Source organism: Thermodesulfovibrionales bacterium (assembly GCA_026417875.1).
Lineage (GTDB): Bacteria > Nitrospirota > Thermodesulfovibrionia > Thermodesulfovibrionales > CALJEL01 > CALJEL01.
On the sequence record JAOACK010000057.1, the window covers coordinates 1 to 11,412 of the forward strand.

At 36.3% G+C, this 11,412-nt stretch carries 11 protein-coding genes; 10 read left to right on the top strand and 1 reads right to left on the bottom strand.

Features of this window, described 5'->3' with window-relative positions; translation table 11 throughout:
* From N2257_09020 to N2257_09045, 6 genes are all read left to right on the top strand, one after another.
* The coding region (locus N2257_09020; GenBank protein MCX7794524.1) for a DNA translocase FtsK at positions 1–1,349 on the top strand (1,349 nt) is incomplete at its 5' end.
* Entirely contained in the window at positions 1,346–2,026 is a 681-nt protein-coding gene (gene lolA, locus N2257_09025; GenBank protein MCX7794525.1) for an outer membrane lipoprotein chaperone LolA, read from the top strand. The genes N2257_09020 and lolA, both read left to right, overlap by 4 nt.
* A 5-nt stretch (positions 2,027–2,031) precedes the next feature.
* Positions 2,032–3,048 carry a tRNA (adenosine(37)-N6)-threonylcarbamoyltransferase complex transferase subunit TsaD gene (tsaD, locus tag N2257_09030; protein MCX7794526.1) on the top strand — a complete coding sequence of 339 codons (1,017 nt, stop codon included), beginning with the start codon at positions 2,032–2,034 and terminating at the stop codon, positions 3,046–3,048.
* Positions 3,045–4,421 carry a tRNA lysidine(34) synthetase TilS gene (tilS, locus tag N2257_09035; GenBank protein ID MCX7794527.1) on the top strand — a complete coding sequence of 459 codons (1,377 nt, stop codon included), beginning with the start codon at positions 3,045–3,047 and terminating at the stop codon, positions 4,419–4,421. The genes tsaD and tilS overlap by 4 nt, the downstream gene beginning before the upstream one ends.
* Positions 4,414–5,970, top strand: coding sequence for a murein biosynthesis integral membrane protein MurJ (gene murJ, locus N2257_09040; protein ID MCX7794528.1), 1,557 nt, complete (start codon positions 4,414–4,416; stop codon positions 5,968–5,970). The genes tilS and murJ overlap by 8 nt, the downstream gene beginning before the upstream one ends.
* The gene (locus N2257_09045; protein ID MCX7794529.1) at positions 5,967–6,593 is read left to right on the top strand and encodes an MBL fold metallo-hydrolase; all 627 of its coding nucleotides are present in this window, start codon (positions 5,967–5,969) and stop codon (positions 6,591–6,593) included. The genes murJ and N2257_09045 overlap by 4 nt, the downstream gene beginning before the upstream one ends.
* A 301-nt stretch (positions 6,594–6,894) precedes the next feature.
* On the opposite strand, the gene nth is transcribed toward N2257_09045, so the two are convergent.
* Positions 6,895–7,527 (bottom strand): endonuclease III, encoded by a 633-nt coding sequence (gene nth, locus N2257_09050; GenBank protein MCX7794530.1) that lies wholly within the window; start codon positions 7,525–7,527, stop codon positions 6,895–6,897.
* A gap of 357 nt (positions 7,528–7,884) precedes the next feature.
* On the opposite strand from nth, the gene N2257_09055 reads away from it, so the two are divergent.
* From N2257_09055 to N2257_09070, 4 genes are all read left to right on the top strand, one after another.
* Positions 7,885–9,441 carry an MBL fold metallo-hydrolase gene (locus N2257_09055; GenBank protein ID MCX7794531.1) on the top strand — a complete coding sequence of 519 codons (1,557 nt, stop codon included), beginning with the start codon at positions 7,885–7,887 and terminating at the stop codon, positions 9,439–9,441.
* Between the two features lie 154 nt (positions 9,442–9,595).
* Positions 9,596–10,801, top strand: a complete 1,206-nt coding sequence (locus N2257_09060) for a beta-ketoacyl-[acyl-carrier-protein] synthase family protein (GenBank protein MCX7794532.1) — start codon at positions 9,596–9,598, stop codon at positions 10,799–10,801.
* A gap of 9 nt (positions 10,802–10,810) precedes the next feature.
* A complete protein-coding gene (locus N2257_09065) occupies positions 10,811–11,119 on the top strand; it encodes an acyl carrier protein (GenBank protein MCX7794533.1) in 309 nt (102 codons plus the stop codon).
* Between the two features lie 2 nt (positions 11,120–11,121).
* Positions 11,122–11,412, top strand: a 291-nt coding sequence (locus tag N2257_09070; GenBank protein MCX7794534.1) for an FAD-dependent oxidoreductase, incomplete at its 3' end; no start/stop codon positions are given.

Consider the following 11,412-nt stretch of genomic DNA (forward strand, 5'->3'; position numbering starts at 1 on the left):
TCCAGAAACCATCTAAAGAGGAGATACTCTCTTTATCACAGAATATAGAGAGAAAGCTTGCTGATTTTGATGTGGAGGGAAATGTCACCCAGGTTCATCCAGGACCTGTTGTGACTATGTTTGAGTTTGAACCTGCGCCTGGAATAAAGATAAACAAGATAATCTCCCTAGCAGAAGACCTGTCACTGGCATTAAAGGCGCAGGGAGTAAGAATATATACAGTTCCAGGAAAATCATCAATAGGAATTGAGGTACCCAACAGACAGAGAGAGATAGTCTCGCTAAGAGATATTATAGGTTCTGAGGCATTTCAGAGGTCCAGCTCTAAGCTAACCCTTGCCCTGGGAAAGGATATTACTGGAAATCCCTTTGTAATAGACCTTGCAAAAACTCCTCATCTCCTTGTTGCAGGTGCTACCGGCTCGGGAAAGAGTGTCTCGTTAAACAGCATGATTATAAGTATACTTTATAAGGCTACACCTAAAGAAGTTAAAATGCTCATGATTGATCCAAAATTTCTTGANTTATCTCCCTACAATGATATACCCCATCTTCTCAGCCCTGTGATTACCTCTCCCAGGGATGCAAGGGATGCATTAAAAAAGATAGTCATTGAAATGGAAAGGAGATACAGAATTATTGCTGAAAAGGGTGTAAGGAATATTGACGGATTCAATGCAAGTGTCCCTGAGGAAGAGAGGCTTCCTTACATAGTGGTAATCATAGATGAACTTGCTGATCTTATGCTTACAGGAGCTCAGGAGGTAGAGGATGCAATTACAAGACTTGCACACATGGCAAGAGCATCAGGTATTCACCTCATAATTGCAACCCAGAGGCCATCTGTGGATGTTATAACAGGTGTTATCAAGGCGAATTTTCCAGCAAGAATAGCCTTTCAGGTTACTTCAAGGATAGATTCAAGGACGATCCTCGATGTCCAGGGAGCTGAACAGCTTCTTGGGCAGGGAGATATGCTCTTCATGATGCCAGGTGTAAAACTAAAAAGGATACACGGATCCTATGTATCAGAGGATGAGATCAGGGCTATCGTGGATTTTATAAAACCGCAGGCTGAGCCTGATTATTCCCTAATGGAGTCCATAGAACTTCCTCCTGAATCTCAGGATCAGGGCGATGGAGGAGAATCAGATTCTGATGAATTATATGAAAAAGTTATAGATCTTGGTGAAACCCTTGGTGAGATTTCCATATCTCTAATACAGAGGCGTTTCAAGATAGGATTCAATAGAGCGGCAAGGCTTATGGAACTTCTTGAACGGGATGGATATGTAGGACCTCCAAAGGGAGCAGGTAAACCAAGGGATTTCATAAGGAGGAAGAGATGAGATCAGAATATACAGGTGGGTTTGAGTGCATAATCAAGAAGAGGGGTTTTCTTCTTTCTTTGCTCTGTTTATCTATTTACCTCTTACTGGTTGTATCAGAGACGGTTTCCTCGGAAAAGGAGGTTTCAGCTGTAGACAAAATAGAGAATGCCTACAGAGATATTTCTGATATAAGCGGTAGATTCATACAGATGAGCTATCTAAAGGATATTGAAAAAAAGGAATTTTATGAAGGTGAATTTTTTATAAAGATCCCTTCTCTCTTCAGATGGTCTTACAAAGGAAAATCTCCTCAGGAGGTTATAATTTCAGGAGAAAAACTCATTATATACCAGAAAAAGGAAAAACAGGTCATTCGTAGTAAATTTGTTCCCTCAAGATATGGCCAGACACCCATTGCCCTTCTTGGAGGTTTCGGTAATATAAGGAAAGATTTTGATATTAGAGAAGAAAAAGATAAAGTCATTCTCAGACCAAGAGGAGATATGGGAAATGTGAGGAATATTGAACTCTATCTCAGAGATAGTGATTTCCCTATAAAAAAGATAAAGATCACAGATACTGCCGACAATATTATTGAGATAGAATTGAAGGATGTGGTTATAAATTCCGGCCTGACCGAATCACTCTTTGAATTTAAACCTCCAAAGGGAGTAAATATCATAGAGGGTTTTTGAGTTCTATGCTTGTTCTTGGTATCGACACATCCTGTGATGATACATCTGCTGCTGTTATAAGTACAGAGAGGGATATTACTGTCCTTTCAGATGTAGTATCCTCACAGGCAGAGATTCATAAAAAATACGGTGGAATTGTACCTGAGATTGCCTCACGAAGACATATTGAAAATATTATGCCTGTTGTGGAAGAGGCTTTAAGAATAGCAGGTGTTAGCCTTGAAGACCTTTCTCTGCTTTCTGTCTGCCATGGCCCGGGTCTTATAGGTTCTCTTATTGTTGGAGTATGCTTTGCAAAGAGTCTCTCTTTTGTAAAAGGCATACCGCTAACTGGAGTTAATCATCTTGAAGGTCATTTATTTTCTACAATGCCCGTGGATCCTCCGGAATTTCCTTTTCTCGGTCTCATAGTTTCAGGAGGTCATACATCCCTTGTAAGGGTTGATGGTCCCTTAAAATATAAAGAGCTTGGAAAGACCCGGGATGATGCAGCTGGTGAGGCTTATGACAAGATCGCAAAGCTTCTGGGCCTGGGTTATCCAGGTGGACCAGTGATAGACAGGCTTGCTCAGAAAGGTAGGGCTGATGCAATTTCATTCCCAAGACCCTATCTTCATGAAGATATGGATTTCAGTTTCAGTGGTCTTAAAACAGCTGTACTTAATTATGTAAAAAACCTCACTCCTGAAAAAATTGAACAAATTATACCCGATCTTTGCGCATCCTTTCAGGCAGCAGTCATGGACGTACTGGAAAAAAAGGTGGAATGGGCTTTAAAAAGAGAGGGACTAAAGACTGTTGTTGTATCAGGAGGTGTTGCAGCCAACAGTGAACTTCGAAAAAGGTTTAGTATCCTTGGTGAAAGGCTTGGTGTTTCCGTTCATATACCTCCTTTGAGGTACTGTACTGACAATGCGGTAATGATAGCTGTTGCAGGATATTATCACTACAGGTCCGGAAAGCTTTCAGACCTTTCTCTCAATCCAAGGGCTTATGTTCCGATTGAGGAAGAAAACCTGTGAATCTCCTTGAAAAGGTCTTAAAATCAATAAAGCGATTTGAAATGATAAAACAAGGAGACCGCCTTATTATCGGTCTTTCCGGTGGACCTGATTCTGTCTGTCTCCTGCATGTACTTCACAGTCTAAGGGATAGATTTAAGATTGAACTTATACCTGTATATGTTAATCATGGTCTTAGACCTGATGAGATAAACTATGAAATAGATTTTTGTAAAGATTTTGTTAAAAACCTGGGGTACGAGCTTATTATCAAAGATGTAGATGTAATGGGTTATGTAAAGGCTACAGGTGAAAACAAACAGGAGGCTGCAAGGAAACTTAGATACAATGTCCTTAATGATGTTCTTCTTGAAAGAAAGGCTCAGGCAATTGCTCTCGGGCATACTGCTGATGACCAGGCTGAGACAGTTCTGATGAGGCTTATAAGGGGTACCGGGCCTCAGGGTCTTCAGGGAATTCCTCCTGTAAGGGGTAATATTATAAGACCATTGATAGAGATTGAAAGAAAGGAGATAGAAGAATATCTCTTCAAGAATAATCTGAGATATATAATTGATTCATCAAATCTCAGGACTGAATATTTCAGGAACTGGATAAGATTAAAAGTTCTTCCACTTTTAAGAGAAAAGAATCCATCGATTATTACAACACTAACGAAAATGGCAGAAATATTTTCTGAAGAGGAGAGGATATATGAAATAGAAGTTACCAAGGCACTTATGAGATCCCTATCAAGAAAGACTGACTCAACGATTGAACTCTTTCTTAAGCCTCTTGAAGCAATGGATACAAGGCTTCTTAGAAGACTGCTAAGAAAGGCAGTTGATGAGATATTTAGCCTTCGGGGTATCAGTTTTGTACACATTGAAGACATGGTTCAATTAATCAAACAGGGTAGAGCAGGAGACAGATTGTATATCAGAAATAATATAAGGGCAATTAAGTTGTATTCAACCTTTAAAATCACATCAGAGGAGCCTGTAAGGTTGAAGGAATATGTCCTTCCGGTTCCAGGCAGTGTATGGATTGAGGAAAGAGGATATAAAATCTCCGCAGAGCTCAGCAATTCAAGACCGGATGACCTTGGAGATGGAAAAACAAGGATTGTTATAGACAGTGATAGAGTTTCTGATGTCCTAAAGATAAGACACTGGTTACCTGGTGATTATTTCTTTCCCTTAGGTCTCAATAAAAAAAAGAAGCTCCAGGACCTCTTTGTAGATTTAAAGATTCCAAGGGATGAAAGATATTCAATTCCGGTAGTAGAAGACAGAGGTAATATAATCTGGATAGTAGGTTTAAGAATGGATCATAGATACAGGGTGCAGGATGAAACTGAGAAATTTCTCATTTTAAGGATTGTAAATGGCTGATACAAAAAAAAGAATAACTGTCTCAGCATTTTTGATGTCCTTTGCAACCTTTCTGAGCAGGATATCTGGTTATATAAAAGATATGGTCCTTGCTGGTTTTTTTGGTGCCAGTCTTGTTGCTGATACGTTCTTTGTGGCTTTCAGGATTCCAAATCTTCTCAGAGAACTTTTTGCAGAAGGTTCCATGTCATCTGCCTTTATACCAGTTCTCACAGAACAGAGGGCACTCAGGGGCGATGAAGAGGCAAAAAAGATTGTAAGGATAGTTTTTACCTTCGTAGTGATAATTGTAGGTGCTCTTTCGTTGTTAGGTATACTTTTTGCTCCCTTTATTGTGAAACTAATAGCTCCTGGCTTTATACCACACCGAGAGAAATTTGATCTTACAGTGCTTTTAACAAGAATTATGTTTCCCTTTCTTCTTTTCATCAGTCTTGCGAGTCTAGTGATGGGTGCATTGAATGTAAAAAAGGTCTTTTTTATACCTGCCTTTGCACCTGTGATGTTAAACCTCTCAATTATAATCTGCCTTCTGCTCTTTGGCCCTTATCTTTCTCCACCGATTATATCTGTAGCTATTGGAGTAAGCTTTGGAGGTCTTCTTCAATTTATTTTTCAAATCCCCTCTTTTTTTAAGCAGGGCTATGACCTAAGGCCTGAATGGGATTTTAAGCACGAGGCACTGAAAAAGATTGCCCTTTTACTGGTTCCCTCTACAATGGCAATGGCAGTGAGTCAGATAAATATCTTTATCAGCACCATACTCGCCTCTTTTTTAAAGGAAGGTAGTATAACCTATCTTTACTATGCCATGAGACTTATACAGTTTCCAATCGGAATATTCGGTGTTGCCATGGGTATGGCCGTTTTACCCTTTTTTTCCGAACATGCCTCAAGAGGTGAGTACGGATTATTAAAAAAGGACTTCTCTTTTGCCATACGACTCTTATTTTTTATAACAATTCCAGCCATGATTGGATTGATTGCTTTGAGAGTAGAGATAATAGAAGTACTTTTCGAAAGAGGTAGATTTACCCATCATGATACATTGCAGACTGCTTATGCCCTTCTTTTTTACAGTCTAGGTATATGGTCAATAGTGGGTGTTAGAATCATGACAGCCTTTTTTTATTCTGTCCAGGATACAAAGACACCAGTAAAGATTGCCGCTACAGGAATGGTTATTAATATAATTTCAAGCATAATACTAATGAGATTTCTTGAACATGGCGGCCTTGCCCTCGCCAATTCCTTAGCATCATGGTCAAACATTTTTCTTCTCTATTATTTTTTAATTAAAAGATTTGGAAGTCCTGGTACATCTGCCATTTTATCTTCTACAATAAAGATTCTCATAGCATCAATGCTTATGGCTTTTTTTGTAAGGCTTATCTATTATCATTCTTATGAACTTTTTGGAATTAAGATTTTTTCCCTTCTACTTAGTATTGCAACGGGATTCGGGTTTTATATTACAATTACATACATGCTTAAAAGTGAGGAATTTCTTTTTCTTAAGGATATGCTTAAAAAAAGGAGGCAAAAATGATGATCGATGTTTTACCGGTAGGTCCACTTCAGGCAAATTGCTTTATTGTCTGGGATGAAAAAACAGGTGAGGCGATTGTTATAGATCCTGGAGATGAGCCTGACAGGATAATGAATTTTTTAGAAGAAAACAGGCTTAAGGTTAAGTACATTCTATGCACCCATGCCCATTTTGACCATGTAGGAGCTGTACCTGAATTGAAGGTTAAAACAGGTGCTCCAGTTGCGATACATAGTGCTGAAAAGGAGATCTATGAAGGAGCAAGGGATATGGCGAAGTTTTTTGGTTATGATATAGATAAACTTCCTGAGCCAGATATTCTGCTTAAAGATAATGATACCCTTGCAGTTGGTGGTATAGAGTTCAGAGTACTACACACACCAGGTCACAGTCCAGGTGGATTATGTCTTTATGGAAATGGAGTGATATTTACAGGTGATACAGTTTTTGCAGGTTCAGTTGGAAGAACAGATTTTTATGGTGGCAGTATAAATGACCTGAAGGACTCATTTAAGAAAATACTTTCTCTTCCTTCAGGTACCAGAATCTTGCCAGGGCATGGACCTGAAACAACAGTTGAGGAAGAATTAAGAGAAAATCCTTTTGCTGAAGAATTTTTATAAAAAATAAACTTTAAGATTATTCATCATCACTATATATTCTATAGGACCTGTCTTCAACAGGCATCACCTTATCTCCTAAGAGCATATAAATGTGGCCATTTTATAAAAAAAAATCTTCTTTTTCACTGTATTTTAAATAAAAACGTAGTATCTTAGGCAGTTTCTTGTAATTTAATCCCTTTTTAAAATAAATTTTTCATGTATTATGTTTATATTGTTTTCTAAAAAGGTATTGTTTAAATGAACTGACTGATTTTTGAGTCTGGGTATTTTTAAAAAAATTTTTGTATGCCTACAGTTTTTATATATCTCTCGATGGACATATATCATAAAGTACACATTCTTTATGGTTTGGCCTCTTAGCCTGACAAACTTTTCTTCCATGGAATATTAAAAGATGGGACAGATTAGACCATTCCTTTTGAGGTGTAATATCCATGAGATCTTTTTCTATTTTCTGAGGGTCTTCATTTTTTGTCAGCCCTAGTCTCTGAGATAATCTTTTTACATGGGTATCTACAGCAATGCCTTCATTTATTCCAAATGCATTTGAAAGAATAATATTTGCTGTCTTTCTTGCAACTCCTGGCAGTGTTAACAGTTCTTCCATTGTTTTTGGTACCTCACCGTTGAATTTTTCAATTATAACTTTAGCAGCTTCTTTAATATATTTTGCTTTATTCTTATAAAAATTAATAGAACTTATATCCTTTTGAAGAGTAGTGAGAGGTACATCAGCATAATCCTTGATAGTTTTATATTTTCTAAAAAGGACTTCTGTTACTTTATTTACATGGTTATCAGTTGTTTGAGCAGAAAGTATTGTAGCCACAAGTAATTCAAAGGGACTAGAAAAATTTAAAGCAGTCCTTGGCTCAGGATAAATTTTTTTTAATCTTTTTAAGATCTCTTTTACCTTTTCCTCTAGCTTCATATTCTCCTCCTTTTTGTAATTATTATATCAGAGACAGTTCATTACTTAAAAAACGGAGGTAAGGTTGAAAGGATTCTGGAGCCAGATTAATACCCATATACCTAAAGGAGCTCCCGGTAAAGCTGAGGAAAGGGAATTCAATAGAGAGGTCATTCAGGAAGTAAGAAGACGGACATGACCAATGAGTTGCTTTAACAACACAGCGAGCATAGAGAGAATACTCTCAGGAGTAATTAGCCGGTTAAATGAATATTGGAGGATAAAACCCTTAAAGGAATTTACACAGAAGTATTGACATTACCCAGCTTATACAATAATTTGACAAAAATACCTTAATTTACTTAATATTTATAAGAAATGTTTCAGCTTTGGCAATCGCTTGAAAAAGATTCTTTTACATGTAAAACGAAAATCTTTGTTCCTGATAAACCAGGCATTCTTGCTAAAATAGCCAGCTTATTCTCACAAAATCAAATTAATATAACCTACTTTTATTACAATCGCTCTGAGCATCCAAACAGGGTTTTAATCGAGGGAAGACACAATGATAAAAAAGCATTTATTAATCTTTATGAAGATCTTATTAAAGAAGGATGCTTCGATGAATTTTATGACGAAGATTTACAGATTACAAATATAAGTAACATTCTTAAAATTTCAGTATATTTAGAAAATAAACCAGGCAGTCTTGCGAAGTTTGCATGGATACTTAAAAGTTATGATGCAAATGTAATCTATATGATATACAATGAGATGATTTCAGAAAATAAAGCAGATATTGCATTCTATGTGAAGGACACGGAACAGATTAAAAATTTACTTCAAAAAATAAATAATGAGGGTTATCATTATAATCTTGAGTATTCAGGAACTGATGAGGAAAATAATAGAATTATCGGGCTTAATCTCATTGAGAAATTTTTTCTTAAGCTCGGTAAAATTCTGAATCAACAAGAAATTGATAATTTAAAAAAGCTTGTTAACGCTTCTAAAAACATATCTGAAACTTTAATAAAATTTAATAAAGAAGCAGGTAAAAATCTTGAAGCAGGAGAAATATTCGGAAATATTCTTACCTTTGCAATATCTGCAAAAACAAAAACTAAAGAGAATTTTTATTATAGAAAACTTCCATCTCTTCCTTTTGGAGACATCCTTCTGCACTGTTTTAAACTACCAACAGGTGAGAATATTTATATTTTTCAGCAAAACAATTCCTATGTAATGATTGACGGTGGCTATGGAATTTATTATGAAGATGTAAAAAAAATGCTTAAAGAAAATGGGATAGATCCTTCACAAATCAAAAAGATATATATATCCCATGCAGATGCTGATCATGCAGGATTAAGTGGATACTTTGAGGAAGAATTTGGTACAGAAGTTTTTATGCATAAAGATTCAAAGGGAATAATAGAAAATGAAAATCGTGCTTTTGGCGCAAACACTCCTCTTAGTGAGCTAAATCAATATTTTACAATTTTGGTAAATAATTTCACAGAGTGCAAATTTCCAAAAAAATGGAAGTACTTTGAAAATCGATTTAATGAAAAGATAAAAGATTTCAAAGTGATTGATTCTTTTGACATTGGTAATCTCATATTTAAAGTATTAGAAAGTCTTGGTGGTCATATTCCCGGACAAGTATTCTTCTTATGTGAATCTGTAGGATTATTTTTTACTGGGGATTATCTTCTTTATGTACCTTCCTTAAAAGAGGAAGAAAAAAATTTACTTAATATTCCTAAATTTTTGATGACAAGTACCAATGCAGATTCAAAGGTATTTCGCAAAGAGATGCAAATTTTAACAGAGCTTAGCATAGAGATAAATGAAAAACTTAAAAAAAATAATAAAGGATTGATCCTTTTACCAGGGCACGGAGATTACTATCCTGCGAAACTGCTTTACTAAATCAGAGGAAAGGAGAAGAACTCACTTGGTATAAAATAAAACCTTAAATGAATTTACACAGAAAGTATTGACACGACCATTGTGAAAAAAATACTTGACATGGATTAATTTTTTGCTATAATTTTAAATAGACTCTCAGAGGAGAGAAGGGGGATTGAAGAGGCGCGTTGTAATAACAGGATTGGGGGTAATTTCATCTATAGGAATCGGCTGGAGGGATTTCTGGAAAAACCTTCTGGAGGGAAAGTCCGGAATCAGTCCTGTTGAGTCCTTTGATACATCCAATTACCCTACCCATAACGGAGGCGAGGTTAAAATTTTTAAACCAGAAGAGTTTATTTCTCAGGAAAGATTAGTCTTTTTGAATCGTACTAGTCAAATGGCGATTGCAGCATCACTGTTGGCAATAAGGGATGCTGGCTTAATCGGTGAAATTAATAAATATCGTATAACTGTCTCATTTGGAACTACTTTAGGAGATGCTCAAACAATTGAACCTATTGATAACGATTTACTTAAAGCTACGAGCATTTCTAAATATCTATGTTATCAAATATCTACCCATTCTGCCCCATCAAATATTGCTAAAGTTCTAAATTTACAAAAACCCATATTTATGTTTTCTACAGCTTGTGCTGCAGGTAACTATGCAATTGGATATGGTTATGATATGATTATGCTTGATAAAACAGATATAGTAATTGCCGGGGCATGTGATGCTATGTCCAGAATTGAATTTACAGGTTTTAATCAATTTAATGCGGTTGCGCCTGACAAATGTCAACCCTTTGATAAAAATAGAAAAGGTATGATGCTCGCTGAAGGCTCTGGTGTTTTAGTTTTAGAGTCTCTTGAGATGGCAATCAAAAGAAAAGCTAAAATTTATGGTGAAATAATAGGTTACGGTCTCAGCTGTGATGCCCATCATATGACAACACCTACTGTAGAAGGTATCGCAGCATGTATGAGAAAAGCAATGAAGGAAGCAAATATTAGCATAAATGATGTAGATTATATATGTGCCCATGGAACAGGAACTCTTATGAATGATAAAAACGAATGCGCAGCTATCAGAGAGGTCTTTGGACCAAGGTATAAGGAGATTCCTGTTAGCTCCATTAAATCCATGCTCGGTCATACAATGGGTGCGGCCTCTGCACTTGAGGCTGTTGCCTGTGCCCTTGTTGTACAAAATGACATTATACCTCCAACCATAAATTATGAAACACCTGATCCTGAATGTGATATAGACTGTGTTCCAAATAAAGCAAGACATCACAGAGTAAATATTGCATTGAATAATTCTTTTGCCTTCGGAGGCAACAATGCCTGTCTTGTAATAAAAAAATATATTAATTAAGGAGGGATTATGACAGAGAAAGAAATTGAGAAAGAAATTAAAGGTATTATATCAGATGTATCTGGCTTTGATGAAAGCGAAATAACTGCAGAAAAAGACTTTTTTAAAGACCTCGAAATTGATTCAGTAAAAGCCATTGAAATTACAGTGGCCATTGAGAAAAAATTCAAAATTGCGGTCAGGGATGAAGATGTGCCGAATATTACCAATATAAGACAGGCAACAGAGCTTGTAAAAAAACTTCTGGAGCGTAAAGAGGATATACCCGTGAGAAGGGCAAAGGAAATTAGATTAATAGATGAAAGTTTAATACATTAATTATGAGTGACTCAAAATATGATGCAATCATAATTGGTGCAGGTATTGGAGGTCTGGTCTGCGGCTGTTATCTCGCTAAGGCAGGAATGAAGGTACTTATATGCGAGCAGCATTCTAAACCAGGTGGATACTGCACATCTTTTAAAAGACATGGATTTACTTTCGATGCAGCTGCACATGCAATAGGTGGATTTGTTAATGGCTATATGAAAAAGATTTTTCAGGATTTGCAATTAACTATAGAACTAAAAAAAACTGACCCTTCTGATATAATAATTTTACCTGACAAAAGT

What these genes read in the sequence shown, in the direction of transcription:
- lolA (MCX7794525.1), top strand. Translation starts at nt 1,346, where the DNA reads ATGAGATCAGAATATACAGGTGGGTTTGAGTGCATAATCAAGAAGAGG.
- tsaD (MCX7794526.1), top strand. Translation starts at nt 2,032, where the DNA reads ATGCTTGTTCTTGGTATCGACACATCCTGTGATGATACATCTGCTGCT.
- murJ (MCX7794528.1), top strand. Translation starts at nt 4,414, where the DNA reads ATGGCTGATACAAAAAAAAGAATAACTGTCTCAGCATTTTTGATGTCC.
- N2257_09045 (MCX7794529.1), top strand. Translation starts at nt 5,967, where the DNA reads ATGATGATCGATGTTTTACCGGTAGGTCCACTTCAGGCAAATTGCTTT.
- nth (MCX7794530.1), bottom strand. Translation starts at nt 7,527, where the DNA reads ATGAAGCTAGAGGAAAAGGTAAAAGAGATCTTAAAAAGATTAAAAAAA.
- N2257_09055 (MCX7794531.1), top strand. Translation starts at nt 7,885, where the DNA reads ATGTTTCAGCTTTGGCAATCGCTTGAAAAAGATTCTTTTACATGTAAA.
- N2257_09065 (MCX7794533.1), top strand. Translation starts at nt 10,811, where the DNA reads ATGACAGAGAAAGAAATTGAGAAAGAAATTAAAGGTATTATATCAGAT.